At 62.1% G+C, this 20,159-nt stretch carries 18 protein-coding genes; 9 read left to right on the top strand and 9 right to left on the bottom strand.

What is annotated here, in order from left to right; genetic code table 11:
• Positions 1 to 207: 207 nt before the first annotated feature.
• The gene (locus FNU79_RS11895; RefSeq protein ID WP_143721056.1) at positions 208 to 3,024 is read left to right on the top strand and encodes an EAL domain-containing protein; all 2,817 of its coding nucleotides are present in this window, start codon (positions 208 to 210) and stop codon (positions 3,022 to 3,024) included.
• On the opposite strand, the gene FNU79_RS11890 is transcribed toward FNU79_RS11895, so the two are convergent.
• Positions 3,021 to 3,932 carry an ABC transporter permease gene (locus tag FNU79_RS11890; RefSeq protein WP_143721055.1) on the bottom strand — a complete coding sequence of 304 codons (912 nt, stop codon included), beginning with the start codon at positions 3,930 to 3,932 and terminating at the stop codon, positions 3,021 to 3,023. The two genes, FNU79_RS11895 and FNU79_RS11890, sit on opposite strands and share 4 nt — an antisense overlap.
• Positions 3,929 to 5,932 carry an ABC transporter permease gene (locus FNU79_RS11885; RefSeq protein ID WP_143721054.1) on the bottom strand — a complete coding sequence of 668 codons (2,004 nt, stop codon included), beginning with the start codon at positions 5,930 to 5,932 and terminating at the stop codon, positions 3,929 to 3,931. Before FNU79_RS11885 ends, FNU79_RS11890 begins: the two co-directional genes overlap by 4 nt.
• Before the next feature lie 88 nt (positions 5,933 to 6,020).
• Between FNU79_RS11885 and ndk the strand changes: the two genes are divergently transcribed.
• On the top strand, positions 6,021 to 6,437 hold the full coding sequence (gene ndk, locus FNU79_RS11880; RefSeq protein WP_143721053.1) for a nucleoside-diphosphate kinase: 417 nt from the start codon (positions 6,021 to 6,023) through the stop codon (positions 6,435 to 6,437).
• A gap of 89 nt (positions 6,438 to 6,526) precedes the next feature.
• On the opposite strand, the gene FNU79_RS11875 is transcribed toward ndk, so the two are convergent.
• Positions 6,527 to 7,045: a P-loop NTPase family protein gene (locus tag FNU79_RS11875; protein WP_143721052.1), complete on the bottom strand. Its 519-nt coding sequence runs from the start codon at positions 7,043 to 7,045 to the stop codon at positions 6,527 to 6,529.
• 49 nt (positions 7,046 to 7,094) lie between these two features.
• Between FNU79_RS11875 and pyrE the strand changes: the two genes are divergently transcribed.
• The 4 genes from pyrE (at position 7,095) to FNU79_RS11855 (ending at position 11,057) form a co-directional block, all read left to right on the top strand.
• Positions 7,095 to 7,676, top strand: a complete 582-nt coding sequence (gene pyrE / locus FNU79_RS11870; RefSeq protein ID WP_143721051.1) for an orotate phosphoribosyltransferase — start codon at positions 7,095 to 7,097, stop codon at positions 7,674 to 7,676.
• A gap of 83 nt (positions 7,677 to 7,759) precedes the next feature.
• Positions 7,760 to 9,481, top strand: a complete 1,722-nt coding sequence (locus tag FNU79_RS11865; protein WP_143721050.1) for a sensor histidine kinase — start codon at positions 7,760 to 7,762, stop codon at positions 9,479 to 9,481.
• The gene (locus FNU79_RS11860) at positions 9,478 to 10,404 is read left to right on the top strand and encodes a hypothetical protein (protein WP_143721049.1); all 927 of its coding nucleotides are present in this window, start codon (positions 9,478 to 9,480) and stop codon (positions 10,402 to 10,404) included. Before FNU79_RS11865 ends, FNU79_RS11860 begins: the two co-directional genes overlap by 4 nt.
• Positions 10,401 to 11,057 (top strand): response regulator, encoded by a 657-nt coding sequence (locus FNU79_RS11855; RefSeq protein WP_143721048.1) that lies wholly within the window; start codon positions 10,401 to 10,403, stop codon positions 11,055 to 11,057. Before FNU79_RS11860 ends, FNU79_RS11855 begins: the two co-directional genes overlap by 4 nt.
• Positions 11,058 to 11,076: 19 nt before the next feature.
• Here FNU79_RS11855 and FNU79_RS11850 read toward each other — a convergent pair whose 3' ends face one another.
• The 4 genes from FNU79_RS11850 to FNU79_RS11835 all read right to left on the bottom strand — a co-directional run bounded on the left by FNU79_RS11850 (position 11,077) and on the right by FNU79_RS11835 (position 15,114).
• Positions 11,077 to 12,318, bottom strand: coding sequence for an acyl-CoA dehydrogenase family protein (locus FNU79_RS11850; RefSeq protein ID WP_225430038.1), 1,242 nt, complete (start codon positions 12,316 to 12,318; stop codon positions 11,077 to 11,079).
• Between the two features lie 131 nt (positions 12,319 to 12,449).
• The gene (locus FNU79_RS11845) at positions 12,450 to 12,935 is read right to left on the bottom strand and encodes a GreA/GreB family elongation factor (RefSeq protein WP_124869484.1); all 486 of its coding nucleotides are present in this window, start codon (positions 12,933 to 12,935) and stop codon (positions 12,450 to 12,452) included.
• Positions 12,936 to 13,154: 219 nt separating this feature from the next.
• Positions 13,155 to 13,934 carry a signal peptidase I gene (gene lepB / locus FNU79_RS11840; RefSeq protein WP_404825790.1) on the bottom strand — a complete coding sequence of 260 codons (780 nt, stop codon included), beginning with the start codon at positions 13,932 to 13,934 and terminating at the stop codon, positions 13,155 to 13,157.
• Positions 13,935 to 14,001: 67 nt separating this feature from the next.
• Positions 14,002 to 15,114, bottom strand: a complete 1,113-nt coding sequence (locus FNU79_RS11835; protein ID WP_143721047.1) for an MFS transporter — start codon at positions 15,112 to 15,114, stop codon at positions 14,002 to 14,004.
• Between the two features lie 93 nt (positions 15,115 to 15,207).
• Between FNU79_RS11835 and FNU79_RS11830 the strand changes: the two genes are divergently transcribed.
• Together FNU79_RS11830 and FNU79_RS11825 are read left to right on the top strand one after the other, a co-directional pair.
• Entirely contained in the window at positions 15,208 to 15,540 is a 333-nt protein-coding gene (locus tag FNU79_RS11830) for a hypothetical protein (RefSeq protein ID WP_124869490.1), read from the top strand.
• A gap of 130 nt (positions 15,541 to 15,670) precedes the next feature.
• Entirely contained in the window at positions 15,671 to 16,048 is a 378-nt protein-coding gene (locus tag FNU79_RS11825) for a VOC family protein (protein WP_143721046.1), read from the top strand.
• Between the two features lie 81 nt (positions 16,049 to 16,129).
• Here the strand turns inward: FNU79_RS11825 and FNU79_RS11820 are convergent, their stop codons facing one another.
• Positions 16,130 to 17,266, bottom strand: coding sequence for an AI-2E family transporter (locus tag FNU79_RS11820; RefSeq protein WP_143721045.1), 1,137 nt, complete (start codon positions 17,264 to 17,266; stop codon positions 16,130 to 16,132).
• Between the two features lie 135 nt (positions 17,267 to 17,401).
• On the opposite strand from FNU79_RS11820, the gene FNU79_RS11815 reads away from it, so the two are divergent.
• Positions 17,402 to 18,157 carry a ribonuclease HI gene (locus tag FNU79_RS11815; protein WP_143721044.1) on the top strand — a complete coding sequence of 252 codons (756 nt, stop codon included), beginning with the start codon at positions 17,402 to 17,404 and terminating at the stop codon, positions 18,155 to 18,157.
• Between the two features lie 81 nt (positions 18,158 to 18,238).
• Here the strand turns inward: FNU79_RS11815 and lysS are convergent, their stop codons facing one another.
• Complete coding sequence (gene lysS / locus FNU79_RS11810; protein WP_143721043.1) at positions 18,239 to 19,813, bottom strand: lysine--tRNA ligase; 1,575 nt, start codon at positions 19,811 to 19,813, stop codon at positions 18,239 to 18,241.
• Between the last annotated feature and the right edge of the window lie 346 nt (positions 19,814 to 20,159).

Raw genomic sequence — 20,159 nt, 5'->3', positions numbered from 1 at the left:
TAAAAAGTGATGCTTCAATTCAAAATTAATCTCAACTTGTTGCTGACAGAAGGCTGTAAATTTTCAGCATCAAGTTTTTCTCTGCTGCTCTCCAAGTAACCCCTTTTCACCAAAATCACTTCGATTACGGTGCTAACTATTTCGCTGGGTTTCATTGACAAATTGGAGTTATGAAAATGTGAGGCGCGGCTGGGATACTGTTTAGAAATGAAGCCAAGCCAACCAACCCCTCAGCAAGCTGCGGCCCAGCGCTTCGGCTCTGAACTGGAGCAACATAAACGGGCGCTGCAGCTGCTGGACAGGGTTCGGGAAACGCTGACGGGAGCGCCGGATTTGCCGAGCTTGTTTCAGGAGGTGACCGCCGCCATTCAGCAAGTCGTCGGGTATCCGCTGGTGAGCATCGCGCTGGTTGAAGACGAGCAGATCAAGCCCCAAGTCAGCCTCGGCTACGACACGGAGGGAGTGACCTATTCCACCGATTTCGGCATCATTGGCCGCGTCGCCCGCAGCGCCCAGGCCGCCTTGGTTCAAGATGTCAGCCAGGACGCCGATTATCAGGTCTACCACCCCAGAGTGGTAAGTCAATTGTGCTTGCCGTTGTTTGACGGTCAGCAGGTCGCGGGCCTGCTCAATATCGAAACCACCGACTTCGTGCTGGGCGAAGAAGATTTGCGCTTGATGCAGATTCTCAGCCAACACCTCAGCAGCGCTCTGAGGCGGGTGCGGCTGGACATGAAAATCAGGAAAGCCCGCCAACACGACCAGCACTTGTACGCGCAGATTGCCCGGCAAGCCAGCGAGTTGGCCTTGCTGCACCAAGTCCGCAATGCCCTGAGCCGCGAGGTCAGTGTAGACAGCCTTATTCGGGCGGTGAACACGGCCATCATCGCGGCGTTCGGGTATACCCAAGTCAGCATTTATTTACTCGACCCAGCGGCTCTACCCGAACCCTGCTTAGTGCTGCAACACCAAATCGGCTATCACACTGTGCTGCACCGCATCCCGGTGTCTACGGGCGTGGTGGGCCGGGTCATCCGCACCGGCAAGGGCGAATTGATCGAAGACGTGCGGCTCGAAGCCGCCTTTGTGGGAGCCATCGGCAACACCACCAGCGAGGTGACGGTGCCGCTACGGGCACACGGAAAAGTGGTGGGGACGCTGAACGTCGAGAGCGTCGACGGCGTGATCCTGCATCAGCGCGATTTGGAATTGATGAACGAGGTCGCCGCGCAAGTGGGGCAAGCGCTGGAGCGGGCGCAACTGCTCTCAGCCGTCAGCCTGAGCGAGGCCCGCTACCGGCTGCTGGCCGAGAGCATGACCGACCTGGTGTGCCTGCACGCCCGGGAAGGCCAACTCACCTATGTCAGTCCGTCGGTCACTGCGCTGCTGGGCTACCTGCCCGAAGACATGCTGGGACAGTTCCCCGATGAGTTTGTGCATCCTGACGATCACGAAAAAATCAAGAATGCCATTTTGCAAACGCCGTCGCCGCAATTTGATCTGTTGCGGCTGCGGCTGCGCCACCAGCAAGGCCACTGGATCTGGTTTGAAACCAGCAGCGCCCCGACGCAGTCTGGGGACGGTCAGTGGCAATCGACTTCCCGCGACATCAGCGAGCGCCACCACATTGAGCAGCAGCTGGCCTACGAAGCGCGTCACGATTCGCTGACCGGGCTGGCCAACCGCAGCTTGTTTGAAGGCCGTTTGCAGGCCTGCTTGGAAGAAGCCCACCAAACAGGCAACACCAATTACGCCGTTTTATTTTTGGATGTCGACCGCTTCAAGGTCATCAACGACAGCTTGGGCCACCGAATCGGCGACGACTTGCTGCGGGCACTGGCCGAGCGGCTGGCCGCCAACATACCGCCGAACGAACTGCTGGCCCGTTTAGGCGGCGACGAATTTGCCATTTTGCTGTGTCACCACGCGGCTGACGCCGAACGCCTCGCCGGCCGCCTGGCCAAAGCGCTCAGACAACCACTGAAAGTCGGCAGCCACGAATTGCGCCTAAGTATCAGCATCGGCATCGCGCCGGGCCGGGCCGAGTACACCGAAACCAGCGACGTGCTGCGCGACGCCGACCTCAGCATGTACGAAAGCAAGCACCGTCAGCGCACGCGGGCCAGTTCAGCTTACCGGGTGTTTGACCGCAGCTTGCATGAGCGTGCCCTGCGGCGGCTGCACATCGAAGCCGAACTCGGCGCGGCCATCGGGGCGCGTCAACTGCACCTGTTTTATCAGCCGGTGGTGCAGCTCAGCAGCAACCGTATCTTGAGCTTCGAGGCGCTGGCCCGCTGGCGGCACCCTGAACTCGGTAACGTGCAGCCCAGTGAGTTTCTGAGCGTCGCCGAGGAAACTGGACTCATCTGGCCGCTGGGGCAGTGGGTCTTGGAAGAAGCCTGCCAGCAGCTCAGCACTTGGCAGCGTCAGCAACCTGAGCGGCCCCTGTGCCTCAACGTCAATTTGTCGCCGCATCAGTTTCAGCAATCCGACATCATTCGTCAAGTGCAGCGGGCCATTCGCAAAAGTGGCTGCGCGGCGCACGGCCTCAACCTTGAAATCACCGAGGGAGCCATGCTGCACGCCAGCGCCGCCCAAACCATCACCGCCCTCAGGGAGTTGGGGCTCGGCGTTCAGGTGGACGATTTCGGCACCGGCTACTCTTCGCTGGCCTCGCTGCACCGCTTTAACCTCACTGCCCTGAAAATTGACCGCAGTTTCGTGGAAAATCTGGGGAGCGATCCGGCCAGCCAGGGCATCGTGCAGGCCATTTTGAAGTTGGCCGAAGCGCTCAAACTCGACGTGATCGCCGAGGGCATCGAAACACCTGAGCAGCGCCGCAGTTTGCTGGACTTGAACTGCCAAGTTGGACAGGGCTATTTGTTCTCGCCCGCCGTCAGCGCCGTGGAGGCCACCAAACTGTGGCAGCGTTGCAACAGCGGCGACGCGGCAAACGAAGGGGGAGCTGCACCAACCCAGCGCAACTCCCCCACACTTTCTACCGCACGGCCCAAGCCTTCTTAGTCCAACGGTTTGCCCACCGCTTTGGGAGCGCGGCTGCGGCCCGTAAAGATCAGGGCCAGCACGGTGATCAGGTACGGCAGCGCCTGTACCAGACTGCCGGGCAACAAATTGCCGCCGCCGAGCTGAATGGAGAGTGCTTGCAAAAAGCCGAAGAGTAAAGTGGCCGCGAAAACCCCCAGCGGCTTCCACTGCCCGAAAATCAGCGCCGCTAGCGCGATAAAGCCCGCGCCCGCGCTGATGTTGCGCACGTAAGAATCCAAGTTGCCGATGCTCAGAAAGACGCCCGCCGTGCCCGCCAGCACCCCCGACAAAATCACGGCGCTGTAGCGCATGGCCTTGACATTGACGCCCATGCTCGACGCCGCGCCGGGATGCTCGCCGCTGGCCCGCAGGCGCAGGCCGTAAGGAGTGCGGTAGAGCACGTACCACGTCACGGCCACCGTAATCAGCGCAAAATACGCTGGCGGGCTGAATTTAAGGTCGCCCACACCCCACAGCGGCAGCGCGTGAATGACCGGGGGACTTTCAGTGCTGGAGCCGTAGAGGGCCGTTAGCACCACCGCCGGTACGCCCGTGGCCAGCAAGTTGATGGCGGTGCCGGAGATCACCTGATCGGCGCGGTACTTGATGCTGAGGACGGCGTGAATCCAGGCGATCATGCCGCCCACCACCATGCCGCCGAGCCAGCCCACCCACGGCGCAGCGGCCCCGAGCGGCGCGTCGAGTTCTTTGGTGATGATCGCGCCGGCCAAAGCGCCGAAGATGATCAGCCCCTCCAAGGCGATATTGACCACGCCGCTGCGCTCGGAGTACAGCCCGCCCAGCGCGGTGAGCAGCAGCGGCACGGTGGAGCGGATAAAAATACCGGCGAACGTGACGCTGAAAAGCGTTGCCAAGAATGCGATCACGACTTCCTCTCCTTATCGGGGTTTTCCTCGGCCACTGGGTCGCCGCCCAGCATGTCTTGGGAAATCACTTCGCTGCTGCGGCCCACATTGGGCAGCGGGGTCGAGGCTTCGCGGGCCGCTTCACTCGGCGAAAGTTTGCCGCCCCCGTCCGAGCCGCCAGCGTCGGCAGCCTTGACCAGCGTGGGCGGCGGCGGATCGGTGATGCGGCGGCTCAGGAAGCCTCCCGCCGCGATAAACAGCACGATCAGGGCCTTGAGCACCGTCACGATGTCTTTGTTGACTTTGTCGAGCACCCGGTCAACGTTGACACCGCCGGTGTCCACCGTGCCGAAGAGGATGGCAGCGGCCACCACTCCGCCGGGCGTGCTCTGGCCCATCAGGGCCACCGCTATGCCGTCAAACCCGACGCCGACCGGCATGTTGCCTTTGAGGCGATACTCGTCGAGCGCTCCGCCCATGGTGTAGTGGGTCGCGCCGAGGCCGATCAGTGCACCCGACAAGGTCATGGCTAAAATCACGTTTTTGCCGACGCTGATGCCGCCGTACTCGGCAGCTGCCGGACTCAGGCCCACCGCCCGCAGCGCGTAGCCCGCCGAGGTGCGCCACAGCAGCACGCCCATCAGCACGGCGCACACCAAGCCGATCAGAAAGCTGGTGTTGAGGCGGCTGGTGGTAAAGCTGCTGGTAATCGGGATGCCCAATGAGTTCCAAGTCAGGAAACCGACGATCACAGCAGCCGCCAGCCCAATCCACAGCCGCGCCTTGACTTGCCGCAGCCCGTAATAGACCCCCCCGAAGGCCAGCAGCGCCAGAATCGGCCCCATCGAAAAATAAGTCACTTCACCGCGTGTAAAACTCAGCAGATCGGCAATTGGCGCGAGCCTTGCCCCCGCCTGAAACTCGTTGCTCTTGGCCTCGAAGCCCTCGGCTTTAATCGGAAGGTTGTAGGTTTTGCCCAAAAAAGGAAACGTGGACGAGCCGATCAGGAAAATAAAGATGGCCGAGGCGATGTAGTTGAGCATGATGGTGTTGATGACTTCGCTGGAGCCGAACCGCGCTTTGAGCAGGCCCGGAATCGCGCCCCAAAGTGCTCCGCCCGCTGCGGCGGCCAGCACCGTGGCGGGCAGCAACAAGACGGGGGGCAGCGGCGCGTAGACGCCCACCAGCATGGCCCCGATGCCGCCCATGGTCAGTTGGCCGGGGCCGCCGATGTTAAAGAGGCCCGCCCGGAAGCCGAAGGCCACCCCCAGCCCCGCGAAAATCAGCGGCGTGGCGATTTTGAGCGAGCTGAACAAGTCCTGCACATTGGTCACAGGGGCGAACAAGGTGGTGTAGACGTACCAGACCACGTCCAGTTTGCCGGTGAGGAGTTCGCCCAGCGCCAAAGGACGGTCTAGGCCGCTCGGTACCGGCTGCACGATCAGCACCACCACCGCGCCCACCGCGATGGCCAGCGCAATCGCCGAGACCGGCACCAGCAACCCGCGCAGGCGGTTAAGGAAGTCCCAGGCGCGCGGATACATGCTCAGGCCCGCGAACAGGGTGACGGCTCCGGCCAGCACCGGCAAGAACAAGCCCAAATGCATTCCGCCGGATGTCCAAGGAATGCGGCGGGCCCGCACGCCCTTGGCCACCAAATCGGCCACCGCCGCGTCCAGACCAGCATTGAAGATGAGGATGGCGGCAATGCCCAGCACCAGCGCCGCCGCGCCTGCCAGCCACAGCCAAGAAGCGCGGCGCACGGCGGCGAAGATGGCCGCTGCCAACACCAGCACCGTCACCCAGCCCAGCGTCAGGGCCGTGCTGACATTCGGCAGATTTTCAAACGTGCCGCCGACATAGTTGATCAGCCCGCTGGGAAAGCGCTGGAGCAGCGACTGGGCGTTGAAATTGCGGCTGAGGGTGCCGTAGGGAAACAAAAACAAGCCGACGAATGCCAGCCCGGTAAAGATCAGGCTTAACCGGGCTGCCAGCGGCGAGGGCCGCGCAGAATCAGACATCTCACCATTCTAAGGGGCGACCAAGCGCGAATGTCAGATTCGCCGCCTTTGGCTCCCACGCCCACTCAACTGCTACACTGCCCCAGCTATGGAACGAACTTTTGCCATGATTAAACCCGACGGTGTTCGCCGGGGTCTGACCGCCGATATTCTCGCCCGCATTCAGCGCAAAGGCTACCGCTTGGTGGGCCTCAAGCAGATGGTCATTTCGCGTGAAACCGCTGAAAATCACTACGCCGAACACAAAGAGCGCCCCTTTTTTGGTGAGCTGGTCGAGTTCATTACCGGCGGCCCAGTGGTGGCGATGGCCTTGGAAGGCGAGAACGCCATTCTGGGCTGGCGCGGCATGATGGGCGCGACCAACCCCGCCAATGCCGCACCCGGCAGTATCCGCGCCGACTTCGCCACGACCACGGGCGAGAACGTGACCCACGGCTCCGACAGCGCCGAAAGCGCCGAGCGCGAACTGGGCCTGTTCTTTAAAGCCGAAGAACTGCTGAAGTAAGAAAGAGCGTTTGTAGACTGTAGAAAAAGATGAGAGGAAGTCGCCCGCCGGATTGGGGGCGGCTTTTTTCGTTTCAGTACTGGGCCGTTTCAGCAGTTTGCCAGAAACGTCTGCGCTTCCTCGTCGCTCCGCAACACCACCACTTCCAGATGGGGCGCGGCCTGTAACTGCTCGAGTTGCTGCTTGCCCAGTTTCGGAAATGTCCAGATGAAGCGCAAAAAGGCCCAGTCCAGCGGCTCTTTGCCGAGGTCCTTGGCGTCGGGGCGGCGCTTGAAAACGGCCCGTGTAATGGCCCGCCGCAGACACAATCCCCTCGGATAAGCCAGCACGATAGCGGTGTCGGCCCGCTGCGCCCGGAGATGGAGCGTACCCGCGTAATTGCCGTCCAAAATCCAGCGCTCGACGCTGACGGCCTCACCCATCTGGGCTTGCCACACCTCCGGCGGCGGCCTGACCCAACCGGGCCGCCAGTACAGATCGTCGAGATGGGTCAGCAGCAAGCCGGTGCGCTGGGCGAGTTGCCGCGCAAAAGTGCTTTTGCCCGCGCCGGGGCTGCCGACGACCATCACGCGCTGCCTGACTCGGGACTGCACGGCTCGGGGCTGCATAGCTGTAGTCTAGATGGCTCCAATCTAGCCGCGCCGCTATACTCCCTCCATGTCTGAATCTTCTCCCCCACTCGACGTGCTGGCCCTCTACAAAGAGGCCGGAGCGCTGCACGAAGGCCGCTTCCTGCTGGCCTCGGGGCGGCACTCGCCTTACTTTTTGCAGTCCACCACTTTGCTTCAGTATCCCCAGCACACCGCCGTACTCGGCGCGGCGCTGGCGGAGAAACTCAAGGCCGCAGACCCTAAGCCCGATTTCGTGATCGGCCCGGCGATGGGCGGTGTGGTGCTGGCTTACGAGGTCGCCAAAGAGCTCGGCACGCGGGCGCTGTTTGCCGAGAAAGACGGACAAGGCGGCATGAAAATCCGCGAGGCGTTCAGCGTTATGCCGGGGCAGACGTTTGTGGCGGTCGAAGATGTGCTGACCACTGGCGGCAGTGTGCTGAAAGCGGTGCGGGCCGCCGAAGCTTACGGCGCAGTCTGCCTCGGCGTGGCCTGCCTCGTCGACCGGCGCAAGGAAACGGGGCCGCTGGACGGTTATCCGCTGACCTCGCTGCTGGAGCTTTACTTTGAAACCTACCCGCCGGATGAAGTTCCGGCGTGGCTGGAAGAGCGGGAGCTGCAAGAGATTTGAGCGCCAGCCTTTTGCCGCTGCTCTCCATCCTCTCCACCTTTCTAACGACGCCCCGCTGCACCCTTCTCGCCTAAGCTGAGGGCATGATCTCCAGTGCTGCTCCGCCGCGTGGCGGGTACTTCGCCGAACTCACGGCGGCGTCCACTTACCGCCACCTGCTTTATTTCGCCCTCGCGGCGCTGCTGAGCGTGGTGATGGCCATAGCGTTGGTGACGGCAGTGGTGGGCGCGGCGCTCTCTCCGCTGCTGCTGGGCGTGCCGCTGCTGCTGCTCGGCGGCTGGACGCTGGGCGGGCTGGCTCAACTCGACAGAGTGCTGGGCGCGGCCCTCTTGGGCGTCAACCTCAGCCGCCCCGCTGCCGTGCGCCCCAAAGGCTGGTGGCCTTGGCTGCGCTGCCGCCTGACCGAAGCCAACACCTATAAAATTTTGCTCTACAGCGTGGCCAAGCTGCTGTTTATGGCTCTCGGCGGCGTTTGGCTGCTGCTCACCCTCGCCGGCGGGCTGGGCTTGGTAGTGGTGCCCTTTTTGCTTTCCACCTTTCCACAACTCCATGTGCCGGTGGTGCTGGGCACGCAGGCCTACACGCTCGGAGGCGCTTCGGGCGTGCTGCTCTCGCTCATCGGCTTTTTTGTGGTGATGCTGGGGATCAGCGGCCTCAATCTGCTGACCCGTGCTTGGCTGCTGATCAGTTACGGCCTGCTCACCGAGTACGGCGAAAATGCCTCGGCGGTGCGCGAAGTCGCCGCGCTGCGCGAGGGCGCGGCCACCGTCGCTTTTGCCGGCAGCTTGGAAGAAACGCTGACCAGCTTGCTGCGGCTGTCTATGCCCGCCACCACCGCCCAGAGCGCCCACATCACCGTCGGGCCGCTGCAATTGAGTGAAGGCCCGGCGCGGCTCCCGGCTTTCCTCGGCACCAATACCGACTCCGACAATGCCAACGCCGAGTATGGACGCGACACCTTGCAGCGCACGGGGGATCTGCACGTCTTGTCGCTGGCCCTCGCGCCGCGCGGGGAAGTGCTAGGCCGACTCCAAGCCGTCTACAGCACCTCACCCAGCACCCGCGAAATGCAGTTTTGGGCTGCCGTCAGCGACCAGGCCGCCAGCGCCGCCCACACCGCCCGCCTGATTGACCAAGCCCAGACTCAGGGCAGCGAACAAGAACGCGCCCGCCTCGCCCGCGAGCTGCACGACAGCGTGGCGCAGGCACTCTACGGCGTGTCGCTGTCTACCCGTACCGCCCGCGCCCTGCTCGAAAAAAACCCCGCTAAAGCCGCCGAGAGTCTGGACTTTGCCCTGAGCCTCGCCGACGGAGCCAGCGCCGAGATGAAGGCCCTCTTGTTTGCCCTGCGCCCCGACGCGCTGGAAGAAGGCGGCTTGGTGCCGGCCCTGACCCGTCTCGCCGAGATGCTGCGGCTGCGCTACCAATTGCAAGTGGAGCTTGTTGCCCCCACCGAGCCGCCGCTGAGCATCAACATCAAAGGCACGCTCTACCGCGTGGCGCAGGAAGCCACCCACAACGCCGTCAAGCACGCCCGCGCTGAGCAGCTCAGCCTCAGTCTGCTGCTCAGCGGCCCCGCCGACGACACGTGGACGCTGGAGGTGTGCGACAACGGCGTGGGCTTTGATGTGACCCAGACCCGTGCGGGCAGTTTGGGCCTCAAAAGTATGCGTGAACGGGCCGCTTTGATCGGCGCAATTTTAACGCTGGACAGTGCGCCGAATCAGGGCACGCGGCTGACTTTGCAGGTGCGGGCTTTGCCAGTGCAGGCTTTAGAAGCGCGGGCCCCGCAGGTCAAAGCGTGAATTCGGCTTTGCCCGCGTGGCCGCTCTCAGCGGCGCTGCTGCGCTTGTCGGTCACGCTGGGGGTGCTCTTTTTGCTGGGGGTGGGTTTTGTCTTTAGCCTCAAGCCGGTTGATCTCAAGCAGCTTGAGGCCCAGATCTCACGCGTGGAGCAGCCGCTGGGAGCCGCCGAGCGCCTGAGCCTGACGCTCGCGCCCGACCTCAGCCAAACGCTGATGCTCAGCGGCAGCGACGCGCCTGGTCTGAGCGCCGAACTGAGCGCCAGCCGCGAAGGCGATCTCAAGCTCAGCGCTGCGCCGCTGCTTAACCGCCTGCCCAGTGACCGCCTGCCCAACTCAGCACAGACGCCTCAAAAAGAAGTGGCGCTGACCCTCAGCCGCACCTGGCGCGACTGGCCGCTGCTGATTCAACTCGGCGGCCAAAACGGCTTGGCGGGGCATCTGAAAGTGAAGGTACCTAAAGACGTACCGCTGCGCCTGAATGTGCAGCAGCCTGCCGATCAAACCAGTCTCGACTTGCAGCGCCTCAAGCTTGAACGCCTGACCTTCAGCAGTGCGCGTGGCCAGTGGAACGTCACGTTGCCGGAGAGCGGCCAGCCCGACCTGACCTTCAAAACTGAGGACGGCGTCTTGACGCTGATACTGCCGGAAGGCACCGCCCAGAGCACCCTCAGCGCCGCCAGCGTCAGCGGCCAGACGGTGCTCCGCGTTCCGCTGACGGCGCGGGCCGATTTGACTGTCAAGCAACTCGGCGGGGCCACAATCAACCTGCCGCCCAGTTTCCGAGAACTTGATTCCGCTGGGAGCGGGCGGGACTCGGCCCGGGTGCGCCACTACCTGCAAGAGGGCCAGCCTGACGGCCCTCAACTCACCGCCACGCTCAGCCTCACGGGCGGCTCACTGACCGTAAAAGGAGTTTCACCATGACCCAATCCCACACCAACGCCCCTACCATTCGCCTGCTCCTGGTGGACGATCACGACGTGGTGCGCCAGGGCCTGAAGATGTTCTTGTCGCTCGACGAAAGCCTGGAAATCGTGGGCGAGGCCCGCAACGGCGCGGAAGCGGTGACGGAAGCCGCACGGCTGCGCCCCGACGTGGTGATTATGGATTTGATGATGCCCGTTCTCGACGGCGTGCAGGCCACCCGCCAAATCCGCGCCGCTCAACCGGAAGTGGAAGTTTTGGCCCTGACCAGCGCCCTGGAAGAACACAAAGTCAACGCCGCTATTCAGGCCGGAGCCAGCGGTTACCTGCTCAAAGACGCTTCCAGCGACATGCTGCTGACCGCCATTCACCATGCGGCCAGAGGCGAGGTCTACTTGCATCCCGAAGCGGCCCAGCGCTTGGTGCTCGACTTCCGCAGCCCCGAGATGCGCGAACACCTCACCGCCCGCGAAGTGCTGATCTTGCAACTGATGGCGCGGGGCCATAGCAACCGCACCATTGCCGGGGAGTTGAGCGTGGGCGAACCCACCGTCAAAACCCACGTTTCGCGCATTTTGGGCAAGTTGGAGCTAGAAAGCCGCACCCAAGCCGCCGTGTACGCGCTCAAGGCGGGGATAGCAAAGTTGGAATGAGCGGCAGACTTTTTTGACTTCAAGGCACCTGCGTTTCTTTCCCCACTTCTTCGAGCAGTGCCCCGCCCAGCCGCTCAAAGGCTTCGGCGTCGGTGGGTGGGTGGGTCAGGCCCGCTCTGGCGTCGCGCAGGAGGCGCTCGAACGGCAAATCCGGCGAGAGGGCCGCGCCGCCCACCACGCGGGCCGCTGCGTCAGTGGCGCTCACGGCGGCGTTGGTACACAGCGCTTTGGCAGCGGCAAGGAGTGGCAAACTCTCGGCGCTCGGGTCAGCTTCAAAGCCTTGAGCGGCCACTCTCAGCAGGGCGCGGGCGGCGGTGAGATCGGTTCCGATGCGCCCCACCGCCTCGCGCACACGCGGCAAACTCGCCAGCGGCTGCCCCAGCGCGGTGGGCACGCGGGTGCGGGCGTAGTCCAGCAGCGCAGCGAGGGCCGCCGTGCCCACGCCCAGATACGTTCCGGCCAGCGCCGTCCAGAACCAAGCCGGATGCGCCGGATGCTGCGGCTGTCGCTGAAATTGCGGCGCGATCACGTTGCCCACTGGCACCACCACGCCGCTGAAATACACATCCTGAGAACCGCTGCCGCGCAGCGAGAGCGCGCCGCCCCAGGTGGACTCGATCCGCACGCCCGGGGCGGTAAGTTCCACCAACACGCGGGCGATCTGCTCGTCGGGCGTGCGGGCCGTGACCAAAGCGAAATCCAGCGCCCGCGCTCCGGTGGCCCACGTTTTGTGGCCGCTGAGCAGATAATGCCCGCTCTCTTCGCCCTGCGGCTGCAAAGCGGTTTGCGGTAAGCCCCCGCGTGAGGGCGAGCCCAGCGCCGGTTCGCTGGCCAGCGCGTTGACGAGTGCGCCCCGCTGCACAGCGGCCCGGCCCAGCAGCGTCAGCAACTCCAGCGGCAGGCTGCGGGCGGCAAACGCGCTGCCCAGCACCTGCCCAGTCATGGCCAGCACCAAAGCCAGCGACGCGCCCGCCGCGCCGAGCTGCTCCTGCACCCAGCCAAATTCGCTGAGGGTCATACTCAGGCCGCCCAATTCATGACCGTCAAAAGCAGCGGGCACACTCAGCGCCGCGTAGCCGCTGGCTTTGAGGGCGCGGGCGGCAGCGGGCGTTACGTCCTGGGCCGCTTCACATTCAGCCAGGTGGCTTTGAATAGCCAATACGGCGCGGGCCGTGACTGCCCGGATTTCGGGGCGCGGCCAGTTGGTCAGCAAAGCGTCGATGCTTAAGACAGGGGCTTGCTCTTTTGGTGTTTGCGACACGCTGCCAAGCCTAACCCAGCTCAGGCCGCAAAAAGACGCCGCATGAACGTTTCGGCGTCTGGTTTGAAGTCAAGGTGTAAGGTTTGAACGTCGTAAGGGTTGGGAACAGCCGTTCGCTCCCTCAGTCCAGCCTAATCCAAGCTCTTGATCTTGTATTTCATCTGCTTGCCGCTGTCCAAATTGACCACGAAGCTCTCGCCTTTTTTGCGGCCCAACAACTCGCGTCCCACCGGGCTGTCATCGCTGATTTTGGGCAAGCTGCCGCCGCGCATGGTGGCTTCGGGGGCGCTGACGAGCTGCACTTTCATGTCCTGCTTGGTGGCCTCGTTGTACAGCACCAGCACGCTGCCGAGTTCCACTTTGCCGGTGTGTTCGTCGCCGTTGATGAGGGTGGCGCGGGCGAGGGTGTCTTCAAATTCTTCTATTCGCGCTTCAATCATGCCTTTTTCGCGTTTGGCATCTTCCAGGCCAGTGTCTTCAAAATCGGCGCTGGCTTCCATCTGTTCTTGCAAAATGCGGGTTGCCTCGGCCAAGCGGACTTGCTCCTGATCCAAGCTGCGCTGAAGACGCTCGAAACCTTCTTGAGTCAGTTTGATCTGTTTGTTTTCTCCGGCCATACATCCTCCGACGGACACACCCGCTGCCATCAAGCGGCAGATGCGGAAACGGTACATACGAAAAGGGCGTAACGGTTGACTTGAGGCTGACTTTGAAGCGGGCGTCATTCTTCCACATGGCAGCGGCGTGGGCAAGAATTGCCAAAGCATAGTCTGAGAACGCTCAGAATGGAACACCCTGCCCCGTCAACGGTGACTGGGTAGAAGTCAAATTACCCCTCAGGGCAGCCGTTCAAACGCCGCTGGAGGCCGCAGCAACCGCAGATTGAGTTCAGTTTTGCCTGTGTAGGTGACGTGATCTTGGGGCCGATAACTGGCCGCGCAGTCGTACTTGGCGTCTATCTGGCGCATCACCGGCCACACCACCGCCGCCGCCCGCCCCGCGATGTCGCGCAGCGGCACTGGCCCGAATAAGCGTGAATCTTCGCTGCCGCCCGCCGTGCGGTTGTCGCCCATCACAAAATATTGCCCCGCCTTCAAGGTGATCTGCGGCGTGACTTGGCCCAATGCTTCATCCACGCGGGCCGCGTTGGCGAGCAGGCTGCCCGTATCCCAACAGCCCTGAGATTGCCAGTACGCCGAGGTGAAACGCTGACTGAGGAGCGCTCCATTGAGATACACCTCGCCGCCCGATACCCGCACCGTATCGCCCGGTAAGCCGATCAGCCGCTTGACCAGAAAGGGGCGGTAGCTCCCCAATCCTGAAAACGGCGGCCCAAAAAATGATTTGTTCAGGCTCTGCGTGGGCGGCTTGAAGATCAGAATGTCGCCGCGCTTGAAGTCGCCGATACCGAGTTTGTGCAGCCAAGTTTCGTATTTGGGAATGAGGAGGCGCTCGTGGTGGCGCAGCGTGGGCATCATGCTGGCTCCGTCCACCCCGACCAGCGTGCCCACCAACTGAGTCAGCAGCACGGCGAACACCAGCGGTTCTGCCCACGACCAAGCAGCCCGCCAATTCGTCAGCGACGGATCCCTCTTGACTATCAGTTTCTTATACACAACTAATGACTATCAGAAGCTGATATTAGAAACAAAAGAAAGGCCCAACTTTCCCAGCGTCTCCTGCTTAGTGATTGCTGCCGACTTCTCGGCGCACCCACAATACCAATGCGCCCAGCAGCAGCGCGTCGGCGACCACCGTGAGCGGAACGGCCTGCACCCCAAAGCGGGCCACCAAAACGCCGATCAGCGCCGAGAACACCGCGCCGCCCAAGCTGCCCGCCGTAAGCATCAGCGGCGCGGCCCGCACTGGATTGAGCGAAGTGAACCAGGTCAGCAGCGTCGAGAAAATGGGAGAGATGCCCAGGCCCACCACCAAGTAACCCGCCACTGCCAGCGCCGGAACGGTGATCAGCAAACTGCCCAAGAGCGCCAGCGCCGCGCAGACCAAAACCACCCGGAAAAAAGGCAGGCGGGCCGCGAACGCCGCAAAGCCCAGCCGCCCCGCTGTGAGCGCCAGCCAAAACAAACTGGTCACTGCTTCTGGGTGCGGGTTGCCGATGGCGGCAAGGTGGGTGGTGGCCCAACTGCCCAGCCCCGCTTCAATGCCGACATACGAAAAAAACAGCAGACCGAACAAACCGACCCGTCTGGGACTGACTTTGCTGAGGGCCAGTTCGGCAGGCTGCGCGGGCCAGCTTCGCACGCTCCTGAGCGCGAACGTCAGGCCGAGGGCCAGCAGCGCCAGCAACATAAACGGGCCGGGGTAAGCGCCGAAGCCCAGCGCCAGCAGCGGCGCGGCCACCGAACCGATGCCGAACATGGCATTGATCAAGCTGGCCGGCCCCGCGCCCAGTGTGGCGAACGCCGAATTAAACCCGCCCGAGAGAAAGCCGAAGCCCAAGCCCGTCAGCAGTGCGGCCAAGAGCATCAGCGGCCAGATGGGGGCCAGCGAGAGGCCCAGTAGCCCCAAGGCGAACACAGCGCTGCCGATCATCACTGCGGCCCTGAGCGGCAAACGGGTCAGCAGTGCGCCGAGCAGCAGCGGCCCCAAGGCGCTGCCCAAAAAGTGAGCGCTGCTGACGCCCGCCACAGCCGCCGTAGTTACCCCAAAACGCTGCTCAAAGTCCGAGAAGGCCGGGCCGTAGGCCGCCTGAATCAGGCCCAGCAGCAAAAAAGCCGCGAAGCCCACCCCAAAGAGGGCCGGGTCGCGTTTGGTTTTGGTGGGCGTCAGGCTCATCAGCCAACGAGCCTAGCATGAAGCGCCCAAGCGTGAACACCGCTTAAGGCTGCCCCTCAGCTCCCGGCCCAGCGCCGGCTTTAAGCTAAGCGGATGACTGACCGTAACGAAAGAACAGATGGCCGTTTGGGCGAAGTGGTGGACGAAGGCACCACGCCGGAGCTGCTCGAAGAAAAAAATATTGCCGAAGATTTGCTGCGGGCTGACGTCAAAGCAGACCGTAAAAATCCCAACGATCAGCCGGGCTTTGACGACGGGCGCTTGGGCGGCTTTGATTACGAAGACCGCCAAGGCCAGCCCAACGACGAAGGCGAAGGCAGCGACGCAGCGGGCAAAGAAGAAGGCGGCATCGGCACCGAGCGCAACGGCGGTGTGGACGGCGGCCCAGCCCGCACCCACCCGCTGCCGGGCAAAGACGGCAAATAAGCTCCCAAAATTTCGGGCTCTCAGCGCATAAATTTGACACCGCCCGTATATCGCGCTATTGTTTATTCACAACCGCTCGAAAGGGCGGATTTTTTATGCCTGCTCACTTGAGCCGCGCTAAGCTGGCGGGATGAACGCCCCACAAGCCAGCCTCAAGCATGTTTCTTTTCTGACTGCTAACGCCGACGCCGTAATCGCCTTTTACCTTTTGCTGGGCGCAGAGTTGCAAAAAGATTTGCGTACCAGCGAAGGCTTTCGTCGGGTGGTGCTGGGCTTTGCGGGCGGTGGAAAGCTGCAATTTTTTGAAGCAGACACCGAGTTGCCGCGTCCGCATCCGGCTTGGCAAGAACACATTGCGCTGCACGTCAGCGACCTGAGCGCCAGCATTCAGCAGCTCAAGGAGCGGGGCGCGGCGTTCAGCCGTGAACTGACGCTGAGTCCCAGCGGCAATCCGATGGCCTTCGTACTCGATCCAGATGGACGGCAAGTGGAGTTGCTGCAAGCCTGAGCTGCGGAGGGAAACCACAAAAGCGCGGAGCCCCGTTTGGTCATGGGCTCCGCGCTCAGGTTTGAGGTGGCTTGGTGCTGGCTAAGGCCCGTCTTTATACACCCGGCTGGGATAGTAGTATTCCTGCAGCAGCAGTTTGCCCAGCGCGGCCAGCGGCACAGCCAGCAGTGCGCCGGTGATGCCCATCAGCGTCAGGCCAGTCAAAATGGCGATGATGACCGTCACAGGATGCAGATTGGTGGTGCGTCCCAAAACCATGGGCGAGAGCAGGTGGCCTTCGATTTGGTTGGCGACCACAAAGACCACCACCACCACGATGAGTTTCACGACGCCGCCTGCCGAAGCCGCCAGCAGCAGTGCCGGAGTAATCCCGATCACCACGCCCAGATACGGCACGACGTTGAAGACGCCCGCGATAAAGCCGATGGCAGGCGCACTGGGAACGCCTGCGATGCTCAGCGCCACCCCAATGAAAATGCCCACGAAGGCCGCGATGATCAGTTGGCCCTTGAGATAGCCGCCCACCGCCTGTCCTACGTTTTTGGAGAGATCAAGGACAAATGGCTGCCAAGTACGCGGAAAAAGGCGCAAGAAATTGAGGCCGAGCTTGTCGTAGTCCAGCATCATGTAGATGCTCATGATCAGCACCGCGAAGGCCTCGCCAACGATACTGGCCACGCTCAGCACGCCGCCGAACAAAGCGCCGCTGTTGGCCTTGAGATACGGCAGCACCGTATCAATGTAAGGCTGAATGTACTGCTGCAAACCTGCCGCACCGTTTTGGCTGATTTTGGTGATTTGGTCCCGGACGCTGGAGAGCGGCGGAAAACGGTCGGCCAAGTTATTGAACCACGGCTGAGTCAAGAACTCTTTGGTCAGCGCTGGAAGCCGCTGAATAAGATCGCTCAGCTGATTGAAAATGGTGACCAATAGACCAGAGGCCAGCACGATCAGCCCGAAAATTAAGACGACGGTCAGCAGTACGCCGATCGCGCGGTTGATCTTGCGTTTTTCTAACCACACCAGCATCGGATGAGCCAAGTAGGCGATGATATAAGCGATAACAGCCAGAACAACGATATGGGAGACGGATCCTAAGACGAGGTAGGCCAGATACAGCAGCAGTAAAAAAGTGGCGGCCCGAATATAAGGGTTGCGCCAAATGGCTTGAAAAGCGTTATCGCCCGAAGGCTGGCGGGAAGGCGGTTGGGGTAACAAGGGAAAGTCCTCCGAGCGCCATCATACTGGAGGGCTGACTGGCAAATGGGGCCGGGGCAAGCCACAGTGCTCAGCGCGGCATCCGTCATTTGGCTGACGAACGCTTAGGCACTCAGGCCTTACCCTAGAGACGCAGTGAATCACGCTTACGTAGACGGAAGTTTTGATGACGGCGCTGAAACGGGTCAGGCCGGACGCAGCGGTTTCGGTATCGTGCTGATTATGCCGGGCCAGTTGCCGCAGCACCTGTACGGCCGCATGGAAGCAGGTGACAACAACGCCGCCGAACTGCGGGCGGTGACCGAGGCTCTTCGCCACGCCCCCACCGGAGAAGCCCTGACGGTACATACCGATAACTTGAGTGTTCTCTCGGCGATTCGGCGCGGCAGCCGCAGTATCCGCCAGCACGAAGAAGCGGTGCGGGTGCGCGGGGAAGCCGAGGCCCGCCAGATCGAGCTGCACCTGGCGCGGGCCAGCCGCGAGCGCCGCCACATGCAAACCGCCCACGCGCTGGCCAACGACGCCCGTCTGGAGCGCAGCAGCACGGCTGCGCCCAGCCCCCACGCCGAGGTCAATCTGTCCCACGCGCCTTGGCGCGACTCGGCGGTGGTCACGCTCAGGCGCAGCGGCGAGCGGGTCAGCGCCGAAGTGCCGCGTGAGCCGGACGATCCCCTGGCCCGCAGCGTGAGGGCGCTATTGGTGGCGGTGCAGTTGGCTTCACCCGGTGAGACCCTGATCGTTTCTCACGCTTCCAAATTGGCGGTGGCCCTTTGGCAAAATCCCAAGCGGGCCTTACTGGGCGCGGCACAAGAGCACTTGATGACGGCGAGGGAGCACATCAAGCTTCACAACATCCAGCTCTTCTTTGAGCGGATAGATGGAGAACGCTGAATCGAGATTTCGCCCGCGTCGCCCGTTTGAGCCAGAGGCAAACCGGGTTGCCCGAGTCTGGCCCAGCACTCTCAAGACCGTTCAGCTCGGCGCGGCTTCCGGCATGCCCTGATCCGGTGGGGTCTGCTGCGCCGCGTCCGGCGTGCCGTCTTCGGGTTTGAGCAGCGGAAAGAGCAGCACGTCGCGGATGCTGTCTTTGTTGGTCAGCAGCATGGTCAGGCGGTCAATTCCCATCCCCATTCCGGCAGTCGGGGGCATTCCGTATTCCAGCGCCAGCAAAAAGTCCTCGTCTTGCTCGTGGGCTTCGTCGTCGCCCGCGTCGCGGCGGGCCGTCTGGGCTTCAAAGCGGGCGCGTTGATCGAGCGCATCGTTGAGTTCGGAGTAGATAGGGGCGAGTTCAAAGCCTGCCACGTAGAGGTCGGCCCGCTCGGCCAGCCCAGCGCGCGAGCGGTGCGCTTTGACGAGCGGACTGATCACCAGCGGCATATCGGTGAGGAAGGTCGGGTTGATCAGCTGCCCTTCCACATACTCGCCGCCGAGTTTGTCAAGCAATTTGTAATCCGGCACTTTGCGAAATTCAGGGTGCTTACCATCACTCCAAACCCGCAACTGAGCCAAATCCAGCGGGTCGAAGTCTAGCCCTGCCGCTTCTTTGAGGGCTGTTACGAAGTCCAGGCGCTTAAACGGCAAACTGAAATCCACCGTTTTGCCTTGATACTCGATCACCGGTTGGCCGTGAATCTCGATAACCAAGCTGTGCAGCATCTGTTCGACCAACTTCATCATGTCGTTGTAATCACCGTAAGCAAAATAAGCTTCCAACATGGTGAATTCGGGATTGTGGGTACGGTCGATGCCCTCATTGCGGAAGTTGCGGCCAATTTCGTAGACTTTCTCAAAACCGCCCACCAAGAGGCGCTTGAGGTAAAGCTCTAAACTGATTCGCAGAGAGAATTCGTGTGACAAAGCATTGTGAAAGGTCTTAAAGGGCTTGGCTTCTGTTCCACCGGGCACCGTTTGTAGATTTGGGCCTTCCACTTCCATAAAACCATGATCGTCAAGGTAATGCCGAATGGCCCGCACGATCTTTGAGCGGGTGCGGTAGGCGGCACGGCTTTCGGGATTGATCATCAAATCCACGTAGCGGCGGCGGGCACGCAGTTCTTCGTCTTGCAAACCGTGAACTTTGCTGGGAAGTGGGTGCAGGCTTTTGACCAGCGGTTGCCAATCCTGCACTTCCAAAGTGAGTTGCCCCGTCTTGGTCACGAACGGCACACCTTTCACGCCGATAATGTCGCCCAGATCGATTTTCTTGGTGGCGGCGAACTGCTCAGTAATTTTTTTGCCGAAATACAGTTGAATGGTGCCGCTTTCATCTTGAAGATCAGCAAAAGCCGCGCCGCCCATGTGCCGAAACAGCATGACGCGTCCGGCCAAGCTGCTGACTTCGTCGTCCCAGCGCTCGCCGTGTTCACCGCTGGGGTGAGCGGTCAGGAGGTCAGCGGCGTGGTGGGTCTGGGGGTAACTGTACGGGTGCGTTTCAAAACCGGCCTCGGCAAGGGCGGCTTGGTTGTTGAGGCGGGCAATCGTCTGCTCGTGCAGTTGGCGCTGGGGCTTATCGTCAGGGGTGGGAGCAGAAACGGCTACATCGGACATAAAGCCGAGTATAGAGCGCCCCCGCCGAGCAGGAATACAGCGCAAGCTCGCCTGCCGAGTACAAGCCCGCACACCGAGAAAATTTCTAAACCGCTTTGTAAACCCTGCTACTTCTCCCCTGCCCCATTTCGGTGGATGCTGCGCCCATGAAACTCAACGACGACCTGCTGCTGCTCAACCTGACCGCCGACTTCGGGAGCGGCCCCAGCTCGCTTCACCCCGTCCTGATTCTGGACGACGAGGCCGGGCGTATCTGATTAGCGGCTTGTAGAAGGTCAGCAGCGCAAGGACATCAAGACGTCGACGGGATCCTGACCCCGCAGACGGGCGGTTTCCACGGTGGACT

The sequence above is a fragment of the Deinococcus detaillensis genome (assembly GCF_007280555.1).
GTDB classification, from domain to species: Bacteria; Deinococcota; Deinococci; order Deinococcales; family Deinococcaceae; genus Deinococcus; species Deinococcus detaillensis.
This window is presented reverse-complemented; position numbering and strand designations above follow the sequence as displayed.

What these genes read in the sequence shown, in the direction of transcription:
- lysS (WP_143721043.1), bottom strand. Translation starts at nt 19,813, where the DNA reads ATGTCCGATGTAGCCGTTTCTGCTCCCACCCCTGACGATAAGCCCCAG.
- FNU79_RS11895 (WP_143721056.1), top strand. Translation starts at nt 208, where the DNA reads ATGAAGCCAAGCCAACCAACCCCTCAGCAAGCTGCGGCCCAGCGCTTC.
- FNU79_RS11885 (WP_143721054.1), bottom strand. Translation starts at nt 5,932, where the DNA reads ATGTCTGATTCTGCGCGGCCCTCGCCGCTGGCAGCCCGGTTAAGCCTG.
- FNU79_RS11845 (WP_124869484.1), bottom strand. Translation starts at nt 12,935, where the DNA reads ATGGCCGGAGAAAACAAACAGATCAAACTGACTCAAGAAGGTTTCGAG.
- pyrE (WP_143721051.1), top strand. Translation starts at nt 7,095, where the DNA reads ATGTCTGAATCTTCTCCCCCACTCGACGTGCTGGCCCTCTACAAAGAG.
- FNU79_RS11825 (WP_143721046.1), top strand. Translation starts at nt 15,671, where the DNA reads ATGAACGCCCCACAAGCCAGCCTCAAGCATGTTTCTTTTCTGACTGCT.
- ndk (WP_143721053.1), top strand. Translation starts at nt 6,021, where the DNA reads ATGGAACGAACTTTTGCCATGATTAAACCCGACGGTGTTCGCCGGGGT.
- FNU79_RS11835 (WP_143721047.1), bottom strand. Translation starts at nt 15,114, where the DNA reads ATGAGCCTGACGCCCACCAAAACCAAACGCGACCCGGCCCTCTTTGGG.
- FNU79_RS11855 (WP_143721048.1), top strand. Translation starts at nt 10,401, where the DNA reads ATGACCCAATCCCACACCAACGCCCCTACCATTCGCCTGCTCCTGGTG.
- FNU79_RS11875 (WP_143721052.1), bottom strand. Translation starts at nt 7,045, where the DNA reads ATGCAGCCCCGAGCCGTGCAGTCCCGAGTCAGGCAGCGCGTGATGGTC.
- FNU79_RS11865 (WP_143721050.1), top strand. Translation starts at nt 7,760, where the DNA reads ATGATCTCCAGTGCTGCTCCGCCGCGTGGCGGGTACTTCGCCGAACTC.
- FNU79_RS11830 (WP_124869490.1), top strand. Translation starts at nt 15,208, where the DNA reads ATGACTGACCGTAACGAAAGAACAGATGGCCGTTTGGGCGAAGTGGTG.